Origin of the sequence: Saccharothrix sp. 6-C (genome assembly GCF_016695385.1) — a bacterium.
GTDB classification, from domain to species: Bacteria; Actinomycetota; Actinomycetes; order Mycobacteriales; family Pseudonocardiaceae; genus Actinosynnema; species Actinosynnema texasense.
Window position 1 is genome coordinate 7,702,149 of record NZ_CP064192.1, and the last position, 20,150, is coordinate 7,722,298.

The 20,150-nt window shown below is 73.3% G+C and carries 18 protein-coding genes; 9 read left to right on the forward strand and 9 right to left on the reverse strand.

Features of this window, described 5'->3' with window-relative positions; translation table 11 throughout:
* Positions 1–12 precede the first annotated feature (12 nt).
* The 7 genes from IOD16_RS33110 (at position 13) to IOD16_RS33140 (ending at position 4,009) form a co-directional block, all read left to right on the forward strand.
* On the forward strand, positions 13–330 hold the full coding sequence (locus IOD16_RS33110) for an ArsR/SmtB family transcription factor (protein WP_442978071.1): 318 nt from the start codon (positions 13–15) through the stop codon (positions 328–330).
* A complete protein-coding gene (locus IOD16_RS33115; protein WP_201437626.1) occupies positions 327–713 on the forward strand; it encodes a hypothetical protein in 387 nt (128 codons plus the stop codon). The genes IOD16_RS33110 and IOD16_RS33115 overlap by 4 nt, the downstream gene beginning before the upstream one ends.
* 50 nt (positions 714–763) lie before the next feature.
* Positions 764–1,540 (forward strand): ABC transporter permease, encoded by a 777-nt coding sequence (locus IOD16_RS33120; RefSeq protein WP_201437627.1) that lies wholly within the window; start codon positions 764–766, stop codon positions 1,538–1,540.
* On the forward strand, positions 1,533–2,330 hold the full coding sequence (locus IOD16_RS33125) for an ABC transporter permease (protein ID WP_201437628.1): 798 nt from the start codon (positions 1,533–1,535) through the stop codon (positions 2,328–2,330). Before IOD16_RS33120 ends, IOD16_RS33125 begins: the two co-directional genes overlap by 8 nt.
* Positions 2,327–3,283 carry an ABC transporter ATP-binding protein gene (locus tag IOD16_RS33130; protein ID WP_201437629.1) on the forward strand — a complete coding sequence of 319 codons (957 nt, stop codon included), beginning with the start codon at positions 2,327–2,329 and terminating at the stop codon, positions 3,281–3,283. The genes IOD16_RS33125 and IOD16_RS33130 overlap by 4 nt, the downstream gene beginning before the upstream one ends.
* Before the next feature lie 38 nt (positions 3,284–3,321).
* Positions 3,322–3,717: a bacteriophage spanin2 family protein gene (locus tag IOD16_RS33135; RefSeq protein ID WP_201437630.1), complete on the forward strand. Its 396-nt coding sequence runs from the start codon at positions 3,322–3,324 to the stop codon at positions 3,715–3,717.
* 67 nt (positions 3,718–3,784) lie between these two features.
* A complete protein-coding gene (locus tag IOD16_RS33140) occupies positions 3,785–4,009 on the forward strand; it encodes a DUF1918 domain-containing protein (protein WP_123745377.1) in 225 nt (74 codons plus the stop codon).
* Here IOD16_RS33140 and IOD16_RS33145 read toward each other — a convergent pair.
* Positions 3,931–4,629 (reverse strand): TetR/AcrR family transcriptional regulator, encoded by a 699-nt coding sequence (locus IOD16_RS33145; protein ID WP_236594528.1) that lies wholly within the window; start codon positions 4,627–4,629, stop codon positions 3,931–3,933. The two genes, IOD16_RS33140 and IOD16_RS33145, sit on opposite strands and share 79 nt — an antisense overlap.
* Before the next feature lie 79 nt (positions 4,630–4,708).
* Between IOD16_RS33145 and IOD16_RS33150 the strand changes: the two genes are divergently transcribed.
* Positions 4,709–5,614, forward strand: a complete 906-nt coding sequence (locus IOD16_RS33150) for an NAD-dependent epimerase/dehydratase family protein (protein ID WP_201437632.1) — start codon at positions 4,709–4,711, stop codon at positions 5,612–5,614.
* Between the two features lie 25 nt (positions 5,615–5,639).
* Here IOD16_RS33150 and IOD16_RS33155 read toward each other — a convergent pair whose 3' ends face one another.
* Together IOD16_RS33155 and IOD16_RS33160 are read right to left on the reverse strand one after the other, a co-directional pair.
* Entirely contained in the window at positions 5,640–6,449 is an 810-nt protein-coding gene (locus tag IOD16_RS33155) for an inositol monophosphatase family protein (RefSeq protein ID WP_201437633.1), read from the reverse strand.
* 55 nt (positions 6,450–6,504) lie between these two features.
* Complete coding sequence (locus tag IOD16_RS33160) at positions 6,505–7,494, reverse strand: malate dehydrogenase (protein ID WP_201437634.1); 990 nt, start codon at positions 7,492–7,494, stop codon at positions 6,505–6,507.
* A 155-nt stretch (positions 7,495–7,649) separates the two neighbouring features.
* Here IOD16_RS33160 and IOD16_RS33165 point away from each other — a divergent pair, with 155 nt between their 5' ends.
* A complete protein-coding gene (locus IOD16_RS33165; RefSeq protein ID WP_201437635.1) occupies positions 7,650–8,237 on the forward strand; it encodes a pentapeptide repeat-containing protein in 588 nt (195 codons plus the stop codon).
* Here the strand turns inward: IOD16_RS33165 and IOD16_RS33170 are convergent.
* The 6 genes from IOD16_RS33170 to IOD16_RS33195 all read right to left on the reverse strand — a co-directional run bounded on the left by IOD16_RS33170 (position 8,234) and on the right by IOD16_RS33195 (position 20,080).
* Complete coding sequence (locus tag IOD16_RS33170; protein ID WP_201437636.1) at positions 8,234–11,071, reverse strand: TNT domain-containing protein; 2,838 nt, start codon at positions 11,069–11,071, stop codon at positions 8,234–8,236. The genes IOD16_RS33165 and IOD16_RS33170 overlap by 4 nt on opposite strands.
* Before the next feature lie 83 nt (positions 11,072–11,154).
* Positions 11,155–12,657 carry a TNT domain-containing protein gene (locus IOD16_RS33175; protein ID WP_123745371.1) on the reverse strand — a complete coding sequence of 501 codons (1,503 nt, stop codon included), beginning with the start codon at positions 12,655–12,657 and terminating at the stop codon, positions 11,155–11,157.
* Complete coding sequence (locus IOD16_RS33180) at positions 12,654–13,160, reverse strand: hypothetical protein (protein WP_201437637.1); 507 nt, start codon at positions 13,158–13,160, stop codon at positions 12,654–12,656. Before IOD16_RS33180 ends, IOD16_RS33175 begins: the two co-directional genes overlap by 4 nt.
* Positions 13,123–19,257, reverse strand: coding sequence for a WXG100-like domain-containing protein (locus tag IOD16_RS41345; protein WP_201437638.1), 6,135 nt, complete (start codon positions 19,255–19,257; stop codon positions 13,123–13,125). Before IOD16_RS41345 ends, IOD16_RS33180 begins: the two co-directional genes overlap by 38 nt.
* Before the next feature lie 11 nt (positions 19,258–19,268).
* A complete protein-coding gene (locus IOD16_RS33190) occupies positions 19,269–19,580 on the reverse strand; it encodes a WXG100 family type VII secretion target (protein ID WP_236594529.1) in 312 nt (103 codons plus the stop codon).
* The gene (locus IOD16_RS33195) at positions 19,577–20,080 is read right to left on the reverse strand and encodes a YbaB/EbfC family nucleoid-associated protein (RefSeq protein WP_170185207.1); all 504 of its coding nucleotides are present in this window, start codon (positions 20,078–20,080) and stop codon (positions 19,577–19,579) included. Before IOD16_RS33195 ends, IOD16_RS33190 begins: the two co-directional genes overlap by 4 nt.
* Positions 20,081–20,150 lie beyond the last annotated feature (70 nt).

Here is a 20,150-nt window from a genome sequence, read left to right on the forward strand (position 1 = left end):
TGATATCGTAGTATGGGCGATATGACCACCTCGCTGGCCCACCCCGAGCGGGACGACATCCGGATAGCGTCGGTGCTGCACGCGCTGGCCGACCCGGTGCGGCTCCAGATCGTGCGCGCGTTGGCGGCGCACGCGGAGGGCCTGTCGTGCGGGGTGCTGCCGTTGGGGGTGACGGCGTCGACGCTCACCCACCACGTGCGGACGTTGCGGGAGGCGGGCGTGGTGCACGTCCGGCCGCAGGGGACGTCGCGGATCAGCTCGTTGCGCCGGGAGGACTTGGATGCGCTGTTCCCAGGACTGCTCGACGGTGTGCTGGCGGCGCGGCGATGAGTGACGCGGCGGCGGGTGACGCCAACGACTGGGAGTGGGTCCGGGTGCTCGCCCAGGGGCGGGTGTACGACGAGGACCGGACCCCGGCGAACCGGTTGGCGTGGGCGGCGGTGGCGTTGGCCGCCTCGCACGGCGGCGAGCGGAGCGGGGTGCGGCGGGCCCGCGCGGTCGCGGACCGGTTCGCGTTGCGGGCACGGGTGACGCGGTCGTTGGGCGCGTGGGCGGCGGACCCGGATGCGCTGGCGGAGGACGTGATGGCGGAGGGCGGGCTGTCCGGACGCTACGAGAAGTCGGTCGCGCGGGCGGTCGAGCCGGTGGTGCCGCGGGTGCGGGACGAAGAGGTGCGGGAACGGCTTTCCGGGTGGGTGCGGACTCGGGTCTAGAACCGTGCTCGGCGGTAATCGGGTTGCACCGGTTCCTAGGGTGAACAGACGTGCGCGCTTACGCCTTTTTGGCGCTGGCAGGATTCCGCAGGTACTCCACCTACCGACAGGCGATGGTCGCCGGAATGGCGACGAACGTGGCGTTCGGGCTGCTCAGAATGGCGGTGCTGGTCGCAGCCGTCGGGCAGGGCCCCATCGCCGGCTACGACATCGCCGCCACCACTACTTATGTCTGGCTCGGCCAGGGGTTGATGGCCGTCGTCGTCCTCTGGGGCGACCAGCGCCTCGCCGATCGGGTGCGCAGCGGTGACGTGGTGGTCGACCTGTACCGCCCGTGGCACCTGCAGTTCGCGTTGTTCGCCGAGGACGTCGGCCGGGCGGGTTATGCCGTGCTGGTCCGGCTCGCGCCGCCGGTGGCGTTCGGCGCGTTGTTCTTCCCGTTCCGGTGGCCTTCGATCGGCACGGCCCCGGTGTTCGCGGTCAGCGTGGCGCTGGCGCTGACCGTCAGCTTCGGCATGCGGTTCCTGCTGAACGCGACCACGTTCTGGCTCTTGGACAACCGCGGCGTCCAAGCTCTCTACACGGCCTTCACCTGGTTGTTCTGCGGACTGGCGGTGCCGCTCGCGTTCTTCCCCGGGTGGGCGCTGCCGATCGTGTGGTCGACGCCGTTCGCGGCCATGTTGCAGGCGCCGATCGACATCTTCCTCGAACGCGGCTCGCCGTGGCCTTTCCTCGCCGGGCAGGCGTTCTGGGCGGTCGCCGTGCTGGCCGCGGGCCACCTGGCGCTGAACCGGGCGGTGCGGAAGGTGGTGGTCCAAGGTGGTTGAGGGCGTGTACGCGAAGCTGGTCGGCGCGCGGCTGCGCGGGCAGATGTCCTATCGCGCGTCGTTCCTCCTGCAGTGCCTCGCGCAGGCCGTCAACCAGCTCGCCGAGTTGGTGATCATCCTGGTGCTGTTCGACCGGGTGAGCGCGTTGGGCGGGTTCTCGGTCTCGGAAGTCGTGCTGGTGTACGCCATCGCGGGCACCGCGTTCGGCATCGCCGACATGGTGGCCGGGCAGTTGGACGAGCTGCCCACCTGCATCCGCACCGGGACGTTCGACGTGCTGCTGCTGCGCCCCTTGAGCACGTTGGCGCAGATGATGGCCTCCGACCTGCACCTGCGGAAGGTCGGGCGCATCGTCGCCGGCGTCGGCGCGCTGGTCTACGCCCTGAGCCACAACGACATCGCGTGGTCGGTGTGGACCGCCGGCCTGGTCGTCCTGGCGCCGCTCAGCGGCGCGGTGATCTTCTCGTCCATCTGGGTGGCGGCCAACGCCCTGTGCTTCTGGATCGTGGACGGCCAGGAGCTGGCCAACACGGTCACGTACGGCAGCAACGCGTTCACCTCCTACCCCGCCACGGTCTACGGGCCGTGGCTGCGGCGGTTCTTCGCGTTCGTCATCCCCGGCGCGTTCGTCGCCTACTACCCCGGCCTCGCGCTGCTGGGCCGGCCCGACCCGCTGGGCGGGCCGGCGTTCCTGGGGTGGATCTCCCCGCTGGTCGCGCTCGCGGCGGCGGTCGTGGCCGGTCTGGTGTGGCGGACGGCCGTTCGGCACTACCGAGGGACTGGGTCATGATCGAAGTGCGCGACCTGCGTCGCGAGTTCACGGTGTCGACCAAGGTCGGCCGGTTCCGGCGGGAGAAGCGGGTGGTGCGGGCCGTCGACGCGGTCGGGTTCGACGTGGCGGCGGGCGAGGCCGTCGGGTACGTCGGCCCCAACGGGGCGGGCAAGTCCACCACCATCAAGGTGCTGACCGGCATCCTGGTCCCCACGTCCGGGCACGTGCGGGTGTGCGGGGTGGAGCCCTCGCGGGGCAGGCGGGAGCTGGCGCGGCGGATCGGCGTGGTGTTCGGCCAGCGCAGCCAGCTCTGGTGGGACCTGCCGCTGCGGGACAGCTTCGAGTTGCTGCGGGCGATCTACCGGGTGCCGAAGGGCGACTACGACGGCCGGTTGCGGGAGTGCGTCGACCTGTTGGACCTCGGGCCGTTCCTGGACACGCCGGTTCGGCAGTTGTCGCTCGGGCAGCGGATGCGCGGCGAGGTCACGGCGTCCCTCCTGCACGGGCCGGAGCTGCTGGTCCTGGACGAGCCGACGATCGGGCTGGACCTGGAGTCCAAGGAGCGGCTGCGGGAGTTCCTGGCCGACCTCAACGCGCAGCGGGGCACCACCCTCCTGCTCACCACGCACGACCTGGACGACATCGAGCGGCTGTGCCCCCGGTTGGTGGTGATCGACCGCGGCACGGTGCTGGCGGACGGCGCGTTGGAGGAGCTGCGCGCCGAGGTCGCCCCGGAGCGGGTGCTGGTGGTCGACCTGGAGCAGCCGAGTGCGGAGCTGGCCGGGCTGCCCGGCGTGACGTCGAGCCGGGTCGAGCTCAACGGTGTGCGACACCACCTCACGTTCCGCCGGGCCGAGACCACGGCGGCGGCACTGATCTCGGCCGTGGCCGCACGGGCGGAGGTGCACGACCTGGTGGTCGTCGAGCCGGAAATCGACGACGTGGTGCGTCGGCTGTACGCGCGTCGGTAGAGTCGGACGAAACGGTCAACTCAGAACTGGAGCACCCCATGCGCGCAGGTCGTCCGGTAGCCACCCTCTTGCTGGCCATGGGACTCGCCGCCGCGGTCTCGGGCTGTGAAGCCGTGCAGCAGGCCTCGGACACCGCCAACCAGGTCGGCGCGGCCGCGGACAAGGCGCAGCTGTGCATCGACGCGCTCAAGCTGGCCGGTTTCACGCCCGACGCCACCGACCCGCAGAAGGCGTTGGAGGAGACCCAGCAGAAGGCCGAGGAGCTGAACGCGCTCGCCGCGAAGGCCGGTGACACCACGCTCCAGGACGCCATCACCGGCGTCTCCGACACCATGGGCAAGGTGACCCTGGAAGACCTGAACCCGGCCAACATCGCGACCTGGTCGCAGCAGAAGCTGGACCGGGTGGCGAAGCTGTCCAGCGCCTGCGCCTGAGCGGAAACGTCAGGCTGTCGGTACCTTCGGAACAGTCCTACGCTGTGACGCACCGGAGGTGTTGCAGATGCACGCGACAGTAGGCGACCGGTTGCACATCCACAGCCGCGCGGTTGGTCTCGACGAGACGGTCGGCGAGATCCTCGAAGTGCGCGGCCGGGAAGGTGCGCCCCCGTATCGGGTCCGCTTCTCCGACGGCCACGAAGGGCTGGTCTACCCCGGCCCCGACAGCCTGGTCGAGCCCCGGACCCCCGAGTCACCCAGGATCAAGGACTCGACCTCGGCGCGGTAGAGCAGCGCCGGGTCGATCCCCATCGGCCCGAACTGGCCGGAGACCTCCAGGCTGAGCACGCCGTGCAGCCTGGTGAACGCACGCACGGCGGTGAGCAGCACGGCGGGGGGCACGTCGCCCTCGCCGCGCGCGCCCGCCCAGCCCGCGAGCTGGGCGTCCAGTGTGGACTGCCCGGCCGTGGCGAAACCCTCGCGCGGCAGGACGACGAGCAGCGCGCTCATGGTGCGGTGCGCGGCGAGGACCGTGTCCTGCGGCGCGTGGTAGCCGGGCAGCGGCGTGCCGAACAGCAGCAGGTACCGGTGCGGTTGGGTGACGGCCCACGACCGGAACCCCTCCGCGAACGCACGCACCCGATCGGGTGGTGAAGCGCCCTCGGAGGCCGTCACCGTCGCCTCGACGGTGTCGGCGAGGTCGTGCCACGCGTCGCGGATCAGATCGTTGAGCAGGTCGTCGCGCCCCGCGAAGTACCGGTAGAGCGCCGGTCCCGTCACGCCCATGCGCTTGGCGATGGCGTTGACCGAGATGCCGGCGATCCCCTGCTCGGCCAGCTGCTCCAGCGCGATGCGCTTGGCCTCGGTCTTCGTTTCCTCGCGGTACCGCTCCCGGCGGACGTTGACCACGGCTGCCCTCCTTGACGCAGGCACTCTAACTTGTGTTAGAACGTCTAACATCAGTGAGAGAGTGATACGAGGGGGCGTCATGACCGCGGTCGTGCTGGGAGCGGGTCGGGGCATCGGCCGGGAGATCGCCCGGCAGTTGGTGGCGGCCGGCCGGGAGGTTCGGGCCGTCACGCGTTCGGGTGGAGTTCCGGACGGCGCGCAGGACGTGCGGGGCGACGTGCTGGACCGGCGGTCGACCATCGAGGCGGTCCGGGGCGCGTCGGTGATCCACCTCGCGGCGAACGTGCCGTACCCGAACTGGCTCGACCTGCTGCCGACGATGGTGGAGAACACCGTCGCCGCGGCGGAGGCCGTGGGGGCGAAGATCGTCTACGCGGACAACCTCTACGCGTACGGGCCGGTGTCCGGCGCGGTGGCGGAGGACACGCCGGAACGGCCCGCGGGCCCGAAGGAGAAGCTGCGCAGCGAGCTGGGCAAGCGCTTGCGGGCGGCGGCCGTGCCGGTGGCGACCGGCCGGTCGTCGGACTACTACGGGCCTGGTGGCACGGGGTCGCTGCCCGGCGAGCTGCTGATCAAGCCGATGGCGGCGGGCAAGGCCGCGATGTGGTTCTGGCCGTTGGACGTGCCGCACACCTTCGCCTACCTGCGCGACACCGCGCGGGCGCAGATCGCGCTCGGCGACGACGAGCGGGCGGACGGGAAGGTCTGGCACGCGCCGGCGGCGGAGACGCTGACCGTGCGGGAGTTCGTGGCGTTGACCGGGAAGGTCCTCGGGAACGCGCGCACACCGGTGCGGCTGCCCGCGTGGGGCGTCAAGGTGGGGTCGCTGTTCGACCGGCGGTTGCGCGGCTCGGGCGAGATGGACCACCAGCGGACCGCGCCGTGGGTGGTGGACCACTCCGCCTTCGAGGCCACGTTCGGGCCGTGGCCGGTGACGCCGCACGAGCAGGCGATCGAGGAGACCGCCCGCTGGTACCGGGGATGAGCGGAACGGCAACCTGGGAACGGTTTCAGCCCAGGATGGTGGTGATCAGCTCGTCGGCGAGGGCGGGCGTGGCGGCGGCGATGCCCGACCAGCGGCGGGACAGGTCGAGGTCGAAGGTCAGCGGCCGGCCGCGCAGGTCGAGCAGCGCTCCCCCGGCGGCGGGCACCGTGACGAGGGCGGCGATCAGGTCCATCAGGCGGTGGGTGTCCGAACCCGGGTCGGCGAACGCGTCCACCGCGCCCTCGGCGACCAGGACCGCTTCCAGGCACGTGGTGGCGAGGATGCGGATGCGCTCCGCCTGGTTCGCCACGCGCATCCAGGCGTCCTCGCTCCCGCGCTTGGGCCGCATCATGCACATCGAGGCGCCCTTGAGGGCCGTGCGGCCGGTGGTGCGGTAGGGCGCGGGCCTGCCCGCGTGCGCCGACCAGGCGCGGCCGGTGTCGAACCAGACGGTGAGCGCCTCGACCGGCTGGTCGTCGATCACCAGGGCGCCCGCGAAGCAGGACAGCGGCACGCCCATGGCGGCGTTCGCGGAACCGTCCACCGGGTCGACCACGAGGGTGGCGGCCGAGCCGTTGTCGATGAACCCGGCCTCCTCGGACAGCAGGTTCGCGCCCGCCTCGGCGGCCGCTTCGGCGATCGCGGCCTCCACGATCGCGTCCACCCGCATCGTGGGCGTGCCGTCCGCGCCGTCGGCGACCTCCTCGCGCAGCTGCCCGCGGGTGAACTCGCGGCGTGCGCCGTCGTAGGCGGCCGAGGCGGCGATGGCGGTGGCGGCGAGCGCGGGGTGCACGTCGGCGGGCAGGTTCGGGAGGGGCACGGGCCACTGGGTCATGCACCGAACATGCCACGAGAGGGCCACCGGCGGCGGCCCTCTCGTGCGGTTCGACTCAGATCAGGCCGAGGGCCTTCACCGCGTCGCGCTCCTCGACCAGCTCGGCCATGGAGGCGTCGATGCGGGCGCGGGAGAAGTCGTCGATCTCCAGGCCCTGCACGATCGAGTACTCGCCGTCGGTCACCGTGACGGGGAACGACGAGATCAGGCCCTCCGGCACGCCGTAGGAGCCGTCCGACGGGATCGCCATCGACACCCAGTCGCCCTCGGCCGTGCCGTTGACCCAGTCGTGGACGTGGTCGATGGCCGCGTTGGCCGCCGACGCCGCCGAGGACGCGCCGCGCGCCTCGATGATCGCCGCGCCGCGCTTGGCGACGGTCGGGATGAACTCGTTCTCCAGCCAGGCCTGGTCGTTCACGGCCTCGGCCGCGACCTGGCCGTTGACCTCGGCGTGGAACAGGTCCGGGTACTGGGTGGCCGAGTGGTTGCCCCAGATGGTGAGCTTCTTGATGTCGGTGACCGACACCCCGAGCTTCTTCGCCAGCTGCGACAGCGCCCGGTTGTGGTCCAGGCGGGTCATCGCGGTGAACCGCTCGGCGGGCACGTCGGGCGCGTGCTGCTGGGCGATCAGGGCGTTGGTGTTGGCCGGGTTGCCGACGACCAGCACGCGCACGTCGTCCGCCGCGCCCGCGTTGATCGCCTCGCCCTGCGGCTTGAAGATGCCGCCGTTGGCCTCCAGCAGGTCGCCGCGCTCCATGCCCTTCGTGCGCGGGCGGGCGCCGACCAGCAGCGCCACGTTCACGCCGTCGAACGCGGTCTTGGCGTCGTCGGTGATGTCGATGCCGGACAGCAGCGGGAACGCGCAGTCGTCCAGCTCCATCGCGGTGCCCTCGGCGGCCTTGACGGCCTGCGGGATCTCCAGCAGGCGAAGGCGGACGGGGACGTCGGGGCCCAGGAGGTGGCCGGAGGCGATGCGGAACAGCAGTGCGTAGCCGATCTGGCCGGCCGCACCGGTGACGGTGACGTTCACGGGCGTGCGGGTCATGTGCCTTCCCGAATGTTGTGGCTTCAGTCCTCGGGCACGACCACTAGGCAGGCTGACGACCTGTCAGCGGCGGTCTCTACTCCGGGACCGCGCACCGGGCGGGTTGCCCGGCAGGTCGGAGGTTACCAACTGGGCGGCGATGACAAGGTGTGACAGTGGACATCATCGGCGAGGACTACTCCGACGCGGTCTTGTGCGGGCAGAAGTGGGAAGGCAGGTCGTTCGTCCGGTGCGACTTCACCGAGGCCGACCTGCGCGGGCTGGCGACCTCGGGGTGCACGTTCACCGACTGCTCGTTCGACCGCGCCGACCTGGGCGGGTCCGCGCACCGGGCGACCGCGTTCCGCTCCTGCCGGTTCACCCGGGCCGTGCTGGCCTCCGCCGAGTTCACGTCGTGCTCGTGGCTCGGGTCGATGTTCCTGGACTGCGCGCTGCGGCCGATCACGGTGACCGAGACCGATCTCACGCTGGTCGGGCTGTCCGGCGCCGTGCTGCGCAAGGCGTCGCTGCGCGGCCTGCGGTTGCGGGAGGCCAACTTCCAGGACGCCGACCTGCGCGACGCGGACCTGCGTGAGGTCGACCTGACCGGCGCGCGGCTGCGCGGGTGCCGGCTGGAGGGCGCGGACCTGCGCGGCGCACGGCTGGACGCCGACGGGCTGGCCCAGGCCACCCTGCGCGGTGCGCGGGTGGACCTGGACACGGCCGTCGCCTTCGCCGCGGCGCACGGGTTGCGCGTCGGCTAGTGACCCGGGGCCTCCTGGCCCGCGACCTCGACCAGCAGGCCGTCGGCGATCATGTCGTCGATCGTCTTCGGCATCAGGTAGGCCGTGCCGCCGCCGGGCTGCTCGAACCACGGCACGGCCACGCCGGTCAGCACCTCGACCGGTCGGCGCAGCCGGTACACGTGGTACGGCCGGTTGATCCACGACGGCACCAGCGAGCGCTGCGCGAACGGCGTGCCCGCCGCGTAGACGAGGTTGCCCTCGCCCTCGCCGAAGCGGTCCACCTCCACGCCGGCGGGCAGCTCGACCATCGTCTTGTGCCGGAACAGGGTCAGCGGCGGCTCGCCGTTCATCGGGTTGATCGGCCACGACCGCTGGGGCCTGGGCTCCTGCGTGGACGTCGTGGCGCCCGAGGGCTGCGGCGCGCCCTGCTGCGCCTGTGCCGGCACGGGCGGTTCGACCGGCGGGCGCTGCGGGGGCGCGGGACGGCGCGGCGGCTCCTCGCGGAAGCCGTTGTTCATCGGCGGGCGCGGGCGCTGCTGCGGCGGCGGGGGCGGCATCGGTCGCTGCGGTCGGCGGCTGGTGAGCACCAGCTTGCCGGTCAGGTACGCGGCGGCGTCCTCCAGCCGGTCGAAGCGGACCGGGTTGGTGGGCCCGTGGTCGAACCACGACACCTCCCAGTCCGGGCCCTCGGTGCGCAGCAGCCAGGCGCGGTCGGCGGGCTCGCCGAAGCGGTAGGCGGCGGGCGGCACGTCGAGCTCGTCCAGCGCGCGGCGGATGCCCGAGAGCTCGCGCTCCTCCTCCGGCGTGACCTGCCGCGGCTCGGCCGGTGGCGGCGGCTGGACCGGGGGTGGCGGCTGGACCGGGGGCGAGGTCAGGCTCGGCACGGGCGCCGGGGCCGGGGACACGTCGTCGAACGGCTGCACGGCCTCGGCGAACCGGGTCGCCTGGTCCGCGAACGGCGGCGGGACCTGTTCCACGAACTGCGGCTGGCCGGCCGGTTCGGGGTGCTCGTCGCGCTCGATGCGGTCGTCGCGCTCGGCGTGGTCGTCGTGGAGGTCCCGGTCGTCCTGGAGGTCCCGGTGGTCGCGGTCGTCCCGGTGGTCGCGGTCGTCCCGGTCATCGTCGTGGTGGTCGCGGTCGGCGAAGTGGGGCTCGGGCTCGTCGTGCCGGTCCTCGTGCCGGACTTCACGCCGGTCGTCGGCCTGCTCGGCGAACAGGGGCTCGTCGGGTTCGGTGAACGCCTGCTCGGCGGGCTCCTCGAACCGCGACTCGTCCCGGTCGGCGAAGCCCTGCTCCTCGACGTGCTCCGGCGTGTAGAGGCGGGCCTGGTCGACCTCGAACTCGGCGGTGACCTCGGCCTCGTCGGCGGGGTGGCGCGCGTCGACCTCGGACGCCCGCTCCTCGACCGGCCGCGGCTCGTGCTCGGCCTGCTCGTGCGGCTGCTGCTCGTACGCCTGCTCGTGCGAGGGCTGGTCGTAGGCGGGCTGGTGCGGCGGCAGGTCGTGCGGCTGGTCGTGGGACACCTGGTCGTGCGGCGGGTGGTCGTGCGGCGCGTGGTCGTGCGCGGGCTCGGCGCCGACCGCCTCGACCTCGCCGGTCCGCTCGGCGGGACCGGACTCCGGCTCCTCGTCGGTGAACGGGTTCCAGGTCTGGGTGTCGTTCAGCTCGCGCTGGTCCTCGTCCGCCTCGCGCTCGTAGGCGCCGGGCGCGAACAGGTCCATCCCGTCCACGTAGGACTCGCGCCGGTACCGGTCGTCGATCACCGGGCCGTCCTCGTCGAACCGCACCCGGTAGGGCGGGCCCTCCTGGGCGTACTCGATCACGTCCGGCTTGAGCTCGGTGAGGTTCGCGGTCTCCTCGACGTCCGCGCGCCCGGACACCGCCTCGGCGGGCCGCGGCTCGTCGGCCAGGAGCTCGGGCAGCGGCGCGGCGACCGTCGCGCCCACCTCGGCGGGCGGCTCGGCGGGCGCGGGCGCGGGTTCGGCGACCGGCAGCTCGGCCCCCTGCGGCGCGGCGGGCGCGCCCAGGTTCGCGGCGGCGGCGACCCGCGCCTCCTCGGTCACCTCGGGCAGCACGAAGTCCAGCGCCTTGGCCCGCTCCACCAGCTCGGGCTCCGGCGGCACGCCGTAGGCGCGCAGGTAGTAGCCGACCGCGGCGGGCCAGATCCAGTGGCCGTCGGTCTGGAACGCCACCGGCACCACCGACGGCGCGTCCGGGTTGAGCACGTCCGCGTCGAACCCGCGCCCGAGCACCGCGACCGGGGCCCGGTCCAGGTAGCTCAGCAGCAGGTCGTGGTCGGCCTCGGCGACCGGCGGGCGGTTCACCGAGGGCCGGCCGCCCGCACCGGCGCCGTCGAACACGCGGGCCGTGCGGAACGCCCGGAGCGGCGGCGACTGGTCGGCCGGCGGCGGCGGGGGCGGCGCCTGCTGGAGCCGTCGGCGCAGCCAGTCCGGCACGTTGTCGTCGGTGCGCGGGAAGAAGCGCATCTCGTCCAGGTACGCCTGCGGTGGCGGTGGCGTGGTCCAGGACGGCTCGGCGCGGTCGAAGTCGAGGTTGTAGCTGGACGGGTGGTCCAGCTGGTAGCGGGCGTTGGACCAGCTGCCCCGGCCGTCGCGGTACATGCCCGCGCGCAGCCGCGAGAACAGCCCGGCCACCTCCTGGGGCGGCGACCAGGAACGCAGGGCGCCGTCGGCGGTGCGCACCTCGGCGGCCAGCTCGAAGTACCGGCCGGTCGCGCGGTACTCCGCGGTCACGTGCCGCCACTCCTCCGGCGCGGCCCGCATCAGCGTCAGGCCGATCTGCTTGACCAGCGCATCCTGCTCGGTCGGGTTCAGCGGCTTCAGCTCGGACACGTGCAACATCTTCCCCCGCGACTCCCCGTGCCCGCACGGGACCCCGCTGAGCCGAACGGAGTAATGACGCCGTGCGACCGTGCCTAGACGCCCGGTTGCGGCTGCTGGACCGGCGGTGGCGGCACCTCGACCAGGCTCCCGTCGGCCAACAGGTCACGCACGGAGCTCGCCAGGAAGAAGCCCGTGCCGCCGCCGACCTGCCCGAACCACGGCACCGCGACGCCCTTCAGCGCGGGCACCGGCTTCTGCACCCGGTACACGTGGTAGCGACGGTTCAGCCAATCCGGTGGCAACGATCGGTGGCCGAACATGGTCCCGGCCGTGTACACGAGGTTGCCGAGCTCGGCGCCGAACCGGTCGATCTCGGCCCCGACGGGGATGACCACGTTCTCGCGGTCGCGGAACAGCGACAGCGGCGGCTCGTCCGGCATCGGCTGGATGTCCGCGACCGGCAGCACCAACGCGCCCGTCTCCGCCGCCGCGCGCGTGCGGTCCAGGTCGGCGCGCCACAGCAGCTCGGCCAGCAGCACCTTCGCCGCGTCCACCGCGTGCTCGTACACGCGCGGCCGGCCGTGCGGGCCGCGGCTCGAGTCCCAGAACTGGACCTGCCAGCCGGTCGGTCCCGGCGCCGGCTCGACGACCAGCGCGTCGGGCTTCGGCTCGACGATCCCGTACTCGGACGGGTCGACCCCGAAGTGGTCCAGCCGCTCCTTGAGGTGGTCGAGCGCGCGCTGGTCGACCTCGGTGACCACGCGAGGCCGGTGCTCCGGCAGGGGCGCGCCCTCGGCCTGCCCCGTGGCGACGGCGGAGGCCGCCCGCTCGGCCTCGGCGGTGACCGGCGGCACGGCGTAGCCGTGGTCCCGGATGTGCTGCACGAGCTGCGGCACCGGCGGCACGTGGTGGTTGCGCAGGTAGTACGCCACCCCGCCGGGCCACACCCACGTGCCGTCGGTGTGGAAGGACAGCGGCACGGACGGCGTGGCGTCCGGCTTGAGCGCGTCCGGGCCGTAGGAGCGCGCGGCCAGCACGACCGGCGCGTTCTCCAGGTAGGCCAGCACGTCGTCCAGCTCCTGCGGGTGCACGGCCGGCCGGTCGTGCGCGACCGGGTCCGGCCCGTCGAACAGCGGCGCGGCGATCACCCCGGCCTCGGCGGAGCCGAGTCCCGCGCGGTCGCGGAGCCAGGCCGGGATCGCGTCGTCGTCGCGCGGGTAGAGCTCCAGTTCCTCGGCGTAGTGCCGCTCGGCGGGCGGCCGCGTCCAGTCCGGCTCGGCGTCCCGGTCGAACTCCGCCGAGTACGTGTCGGGGTGCACGAGGTGGAACTTCAGCGTGAACCACGTGCCGTGACCCGGCCGCGCCATGCCGTCGCGCAGCTGCACGAAGAACGGCAGCGCCTCCGGCGGCAGCTCCCAGTCGAACGACGAGCCGTACATGGTCAGCCCGGAGACCTGCGTCTCCAGGTGGCTGCCCACCATCCGGAAGTCGACGAAGAGCTGCTCCCAGTCGCCGGGCAGTCGCTGCACCAACAGGGTGGTGACGGAGCCGAGGATCGCGTTCTGGTCCTCGACGTCCAGCTGCGGTGCGGTCATGCGTTCTGCTCCTCGGTGCTGGTTCCCGCGGGCCGGTCTTCCCGCGGGTCGCCCGCCGCCTCGACCAGCTTGGCGCGCAGCCAGTCGGGGACGAAGGCCTCGTCGCGGGGGAAGACCTGGAGGTCGCGGGCGAAGTCCGCGGCCGGCACGGGCGGGTCGAACCGCGGGTCGTGGTCGAAGTTGTAGGTGATGTCGATGCGGACCGGCGCGTTCACCACGCAGCGCGCGGAGAACCACGTGCCGCGGCCCGGCTGGTACAGCACCTGCCGCATCTCCTGGAACGCGGCGTTCAGCCCCTCCGGCGGCATCACCTCGGGGGTGGCGCCGTCGGGCAGGTAGACCTTCAGCGTCGCGTCCTGCACGGCCACGGTCATCCGCACCAGCAGGTCGATCCGCCGGAAGCCGTCCGGAGCAGCGTCCAGCAGCATGCCGCCGATGTGCTGGAGCAGCTCGTCGTGGCGCTGCTCAGAACTCGGCCGGCCAGAGGGCTGCGTTGTGCTCATTCGGGTAGCTCCTGACGTAGATCTCGGTCGTGCCGTCGGCGAGCGTCACACGCCACCGCGTCTGGTAGGTGTGCGGGTGGCGTTGCAGCGGGTCGCGCAGGGCGAACGTGTCGATCATCTCGACCGTACCGCCGGACTTCATGAACTTCGCGCGGTCCCGCTCCATCCGGTGCCAGGTCTCGGCGGTGACGAACGCCGGGCGCTCGTTGCCCTGGTTCTGGTCGCGCTGCTGGCTCGACTGGTTCGCCGCCTCACCGGGACCGCCGGTCTCGTTGCCCTGGTGGTGCCCGCCGTCGGACAGCTTCTTGCCGTCCCCGTCGACCTCGCCGTGGTTGCCGACGTCGATCTGGGCGCTCCCGTCGCGCCGGATCGCGCCACCGGACTTCAGGTCGGGCCGGCCGGTCGTGGCGACCGTCTCGCCGTCGCCGTTGGTGCGACCGCGCCACGCGTCGTTGTCGGCGACCAGCACCGCGTTGGGCAGCGGGTTGTTCAGGTCCGGGCTGAACGGCCGGAAGGTGTGCACGTGCGAGGCCGCGCCGTCGGGGCCGGTCTGGAACGTGCCGTAGCCCTGCTTCTTGTGGTCGTCCAGCACGAACCGGGTGTCCGCGGGCAGGTCGGCGCGGCCCGCGAACGGGTCGGCGTTGGAGAACGGCCTCGTCACCGCGGCGCGCTGCTCCGGCGTCCAGCCGCTGGTGTCGCCGCTGACCACGTTCACCGAGTAGACGTACCCGTCGTCGGTCTTGGTGCGCTGCATCGCCAGCCGGACCTCGCCGTTGGCGGGGGTGGGCCAGGTCTGCGCGGGGTGCTCGGCCTTGCCGAGGCCGTAGAAGCCGTCGGACGTCACCCGGGCGTCCGCCGGGGCCTGGGTGATCTCGGTGTTGACCCGGCTGCGCTGCCCCGAGTGGGTGTCCTCGAACACCACGTGACCCGACTCGTCGGTGAGGAACCGGCCCCGGTGCTGGCCGTGCTCGTCGGTGACCACGTACTCGGTGCTCGCGTCGTGCACCTGGCCGGGCCGGCTGAACGGCTCGCCCTGCTTGAGGTCCGTGACCGGGGACTGCCTGGTCGTGGTGGGCTCGGTGCGCTCGACCGCGTGCTGCGGGTGGCCCTCGGCGTTGGTGGTGAACTCCTGGTGCAGGGGGCCGCGGTCGATGTTGTAGTTCGTGCCCTGCGAGGTGTGCTGGACCTCCGGGTTGCGGGCGTCGGTCGACAGGTAGTCCGGCGCGGCCACCCACCTCGGCTTGCCGTCCGCGTCGGTCTGCACCGTGCCGCGGTACGTGCCGTCGGTGTCGTGGACCTCCATGCGCGTGTTCGGCGGGAGGTCGGTGCGCGCGGTGAACGCCTCGTCCGGCCTCGGCGCCAGCGGGTGGTCGCGGTCGATCCTCTGGCGGCCGTTGGCGGGCTCCGGGACGGGCTCGATCATCACCGCGCGGTCGACGGTGACGGTCCGGTCGCCGATCTTGATCGTGTCCTGGGTGGTCTGGCGGGTGCCGTCGGCGTTGCCCACGAACACGTCGTGCCGGTGGCCCAGCTCGACGCGGTAGTGGGCGTTCGGCGCGGGGTGCCGGACCTCGGGGTTGTCACCGAGCCGGGTGTTCGGCGCGATGGCGTCGACGTGGACGTTGCCGTCGGCGTCCACGTGCACGACGGTGCGGACGTTGCCGTCCTCGCCCTGGACCGTGATCCGGGTGTCCCTCGGCAGGTCCTGGCCGCTCTGGAAGAGCGACTGGTCGTCGCGCAGCCGCACCTGCTGCTCGTGCGAGGTCTCGGGCGCCGTCCACGGCTGCTGGACCTGCGGCTCGATGTCGAGCCGGCCGCGGTGATCCTGGCCGTCGGTCGCGAGGTCGCCCTTGGGCTCGTGGCCGGGCGGCATCCCGTTCTCGCCGGCCGGCGCGTGCGTGCCGTCGGGCTCGAACGCGTGCCAGCCGCCGTCGGGCGGGAGCTTCGGGCCGGCGCCCGACTCGTCGGGCCGGCTGGCGTAGACGTTGCCGTCGCGGTCGGACCAGGCCAGGGTGTCCGGCGCGACGACCTGCTGACCGGTCTCGCGGGCGACGTGCGCGGCCAGGCTGTTCTCGCCGCCCGCGCCCGCGTCGCAGCCGACGAGCATGATCGGCCGGCCGGCGAGGTCCGGGTGGTTGTTGATCAGCTCGACCAGCTCGGCGCGGGTGTAGTGCGTGTCGCCGATGCGGACGCCGTCGCCGTCGGTGTGGATGTCGAGGACGACGTGGTTCTCGTTCGCGGGGATCCGGCCGGCCAGGTCGCGCAGGCGGTCCTCGGTGTGCAGCGCGACACCCGAGTCGGTGACCTGGCTGTTGCGGATCGCCTGGTCGACGCGCTGGGAGACCTCGCCGAGCGGGATCGGGCCGTGGTGCGAGACCGGGCCGAGGTCGGGGTTCGGGGTGAGGTTCACCGGCGGGTCGGCCGAGGTGTGGTTGTCGAACGCGCCGTTCTGCGCGTCGGCCACCGACACCGGGTCGGGCGTGCGGACGTTGCCGTCGCCGTCGAACGTGCCGAAGTCGGGCGGCAGCACGCGGCCGTCGGCCGGGGGCACGCTGACCTCGTGCAGGACGCCGAGGTCGATCAGGCGCTGGACGCTCATCTGGCCCGTGGACGGGTCGGCGAGGGCGCCGTCGAGGACGGGCTGGAGCTGGCGCGCGCCGCCGTTCTGGTCGAACGCGGGCGCCACCTGGGCCAGCTCGACGGTGAGCGGGGCGTCCAGGACGTAGACGTGGTAGCCCTTGCCGAGGCTGTCCGGCATGATCGCGCGCTCGCCGAACCCGTACGCCTGGCCGTCCGGGCGCAGCGGGGAGAGGAAGTCGCCGTTGGGGCTGCCGAACCGGTCGAGCACCGTGCCGGCGGGCAGCTCCACGACGACGCGCGGGCCGTCCGCGCCCTGGTTCGGCGGCCAGTCGATGCTGCCGTCGGGCTTGGAGTGGGCGTCGCGGAACGACTGGTAGTCGCCGTACGGGCCGTAGGGCTGGTAGGTCGGTTCGATGAGGGCGGCGGCGCGCTGGTCGTACGTGCCGACGGACTGGTCCGTGGGGCCGGTGCTCTCGTGGACGGGGACGTACGGGCCGTCCTGCGAGAAGCCCGGCACCACGCCCGCGGGCTGGTTCCAGACGTTCTTCTCGGGGAACGGGTCCGCGCCGGCGTCGGTCTTGGTGTCGGTGGCCGGCTTGGTGTCGGTCTCGGCGGGCCACTCGTGACCGGCCGCCGGGGTGTGCTCGTCACCGGGTTCGCCGACCAGGTCGCTCGGCGTCTCGGTGCGGTCGGTCCGGTCGGTGCTGTCGGTTCCGGGGGTGTTGTCCGCGGTGTCGGACGGCGTGGTGTCGGTCGGGGTCCTGTCGGCCGGCGTGCTGCCGACCGGGGCGCTGTCCGGCTTGGGCGCGTCGGCGGCCGGCTTGGGCCCGTCGCTCGACGGCGTCGGACCGTCCGTGCCGCGCGAGGCGGGAGCGGGACCGTCGGTGCGGATCGGAGCCGTCGGCGGTTGCGCGGTGGTCGGCTGGGCCGACCGTGCCGCGGGCTCCGGCGTGCGGGTCGGGGCGGACGCCTCCGGCCGGGCCGGTGCGCCGTGTTGCGGACCTGCGGACGCGGGAGCGGGCGCGCCGGGCTGCGGCCCGAACCCACCGGGCTGCGGCCCGAACCCACCGGGTTGCGGGGCCGGCGCGGAGGTCTGCGGCGGCGTGGTGGACGCGGGCCCACGCTGCTCGGGCAACGACCCGTGACCGGTCGTGGGCAGCGGTTGGACCGGCGCTCCGGTCAAAGAGCTGGCGTTGACGGCGTCGTTCCCGCGCCCGTGCTGATCCCGGGCGGGAGACGAGCCGGAGGACGCGGGAGGAGCGGCCGGGTCGGCGGTGAAGCCACTGGCCGCAGGCGCGGCGGGCCCGCGCCCGCCGGCGGGCGCGCCACCGGCCGGAGGCGCGACACCTCCGGCCGCACCCGCCATCGGCGCGCCCGCCGGCGGCGAACCGGCAGGCGCGGAAGGAGCAGGCGCGGAAGCAGAAGGCGCAGGCGCAGGACCGGCAGGCGCGTGACCCGAAGGCGCGGAACCAGGAGTCGACCCACCCGGAGCAGCCCCACCGGGCACAGCTCCGCCGAGCGGCATCCCACCGGCGACCACACCGCCCGCGACCGGCCCGCCGTGCGCAGCCCCACCACCAGGCACGCCACCCGGCGTCGGACCACCAGCAGCCGGACCACCAGCAGCCGGACCACCAGCAGCCGGGCCGCCAGGCACCGAACCACCGGGCACCGGACCACCGGGCGTCGCGCCACCAGGTGTGGCACCACCGGGAACCGCCCCGGGCGTCGGACCACCCGGCACCGAGCCGGGCGTCGGACCACCCGGTGTGGCACCACCGGGCAGAGCCCCGCCAGGAGTCGAGCCACCAGGCACGGGACCACCCGGCGTGGCACCACCGGGCGTCGGGCCACCGGGCGTCGAACCACCCAGCGGTGAACCACCAGCCGTCGAACCACCAGGCGTGGCACCGCCACCCGGCACACCACTGCCCGGCGAGCCAACCCCCGGCGCACCCGCACCAGGCGTCGGGCCGGCGAACGAAGAAGGACCGAACGGAGCACCACCGGCGGCGGGACCGCCGGGCCGGAGGCCGGGCGCGGCGGACGAACCGGGAGGCGTCGCAGCCGGGGCCGCACTCACCCCGTTCGGCGGACCGCCGTTCGTGCCCGGCGTGAACGCGGGCCCGCCGGCGGGCACCCCACCCGGCACCCGGGCGGCGGCAGCGCCCGGCGTCGAGCCGGGGGCCGAACCCGAACCACCGGGCGCGCTGCTCGGAGTCGGGCCGCCGGAAGTCGGGCCACCGGGAGTCGGGCCGCTGGGAGCCGTGCCCAGCCGGCTGCCGATGGAAGGCCCGGTCGAACCACCACCGGGCGACGTCGGCACCGACGCGCCGCCGCGCCCACCGGGCGCCCCGGTGGTCGGAGCACCGCCGAAGGCCGAAGGCGCCGAAGCGCCACCGGGCGAAGACCCGGCGGAATCCCCGCCGAACGAAGGCGGCGCGCTGACCCTCGGCCCCGGCGCGGGCGGCGCGGCCACGGACGAAGCCGCGGTCGTCCCGGCCGGCTGCCGGTTCAGGCCGTCGCGGCTCACCGGCGGCCCGCTCGGAGCTCCCCCTGGCGAACCTCCCGGCACGCCCCCCGGCACGCCCCCCGGCACACCACCGGGAACGCCACCCGGCGTGGGACCCAGGTTCGGCGGACCGCCGTCCGGTCCACCGGCGTTGATCCGCGGCGCCTCGACGGAGATCCCCTCCTTCGCCCCGCCGATCCCACCGGACACCGCACCGGCCGACGCGCCCATCAGCACGTCCCGCGCCGAGATGTCCTGCCCCATCGCGGCCGCCGTGCCCACCGTGGACACCGCGCCCTCGACCGCGCCGCGCGTCGCGCCGACCGCCACCTGCCCGGCCAGCCCGCCGCCCTGGAACTTCAGCCCGCCCGACACACCGCCGACCAGCCCGGACACCGCGCCCGACACCGCCGCCTCGGTGGTCTTGCCCCAGTCCCACGACTCGCGGTCGCCGCGCGCCACCTGGATCGCCTGGATGGCCGCGTCGATGCCGACCGAGATCGCGACCTCCTTGAGGATCGCGATGATCAGCTGGCGGAAGGTGAACTGCACGATCAGCCGCGTCGCCTGCTGCGCGATCGGGATGCCGGCCGTCGTCGCGCCGAACGTGCCGAACGCCGCGGCGATCAGCGCGGCGATCTCGATCGCCAGCGCGATCAGCGACGCGATGATCGACAGCTTGGTGTACTCCACCTCCAACGCGGTGTTGTCGCAGCTCTCCGCCAACTGCTCGCAGATCTTCTGCAGCTTCGGCAGGTAGGAGTCGTCACCGCCGGAGAACTTCTTCCAGTACTCCTCGAACGCCTTGACGGCCTCGCCGGTCTGGCTCGCGTACACGGTGGACGCCGCGCCGTTGCCGTCGTCGATGACCGACTTCACGCCTTGCGCGGCCGTGCGGTAGGCGTCGGCCATCCGCCGAAGCGCCGTCTCGTCACCTTCCGGCCAGCTCTGCCCGACCACGATCGGGAAGAGCCAGGTGACCTCGCCCGGGATCTCGATGCCCACCGCAGTGCCCCTCAGTAAGTCCGGGAGATCCCGGTCGCGTTGCCCTGGTCGGAACCCTCATAGGCATCGGCGGTCTGCTCGACCCCCGTGCGGATGTCGGAAAGGGCCTTGGCGAGGTTGCCGAAGGCCTCCAACGTCGCTTGCGAATTCGGCACGTACTGCTTGGCGAACGCCTGCCCCGACTCGTCGCCGCCCCAGCACTGGCCCTCGGACTGCAACGCCGAGTTCAACGCCTGCAGCACACCGCTCAGCGAGTCACCCGCCGCACCGAACTGACCCGCGCCTCGGCGCAGGCCGGACACGCTGACATCGAACCCGCTCACCAGCCACTCCTGTCCATGAAGGTGTCGCCGTCGTCGTCGTCCGACCGCGGCGCGGGACGACGCGGCTGCGTCGACGGCTGCGGCACGACGGGCGGCTGGGGGATGAGGTCGGCCAGCGACGGCACGCCGGGCAGCATCTCCGACAAGTCGATGCTCGGACCCGCCTGCGCGGGCGCCAGCACCTCGTTCAGCTCGGTCCTGGCCTTGGCCACGGCCTGCTGCACCGTCTCGGCGGTGAGCCGGGCCAGCTTGTCGGGCGTGGTGCGCTCGAACGCGTTGGCGGAGAACTCCAGGGCCGTCAACGCGCCGGCGGAGTCGACGGTCGCGCGCACCGAGCCGTCCTTCGACACCGCGGTCGCCGTGATCGCCATGGCCTGCGCCTGCGTCTCGCGCAGCTCGTCGGTCTTCTTCCGCAGCTCGGCGAGGAGGGAGTCGACCTGCTCGCGCATGGCCGCGTTCCGCGCCTCCAACTCGGCACGTCGTCCTGTCGGATCGGTCACAGCGGTCCCCTCGTGAGCGCTCTCCAGAGGTGCTGACGCTAACCGAGGCCCGTGGGTTCCCGCGGATATT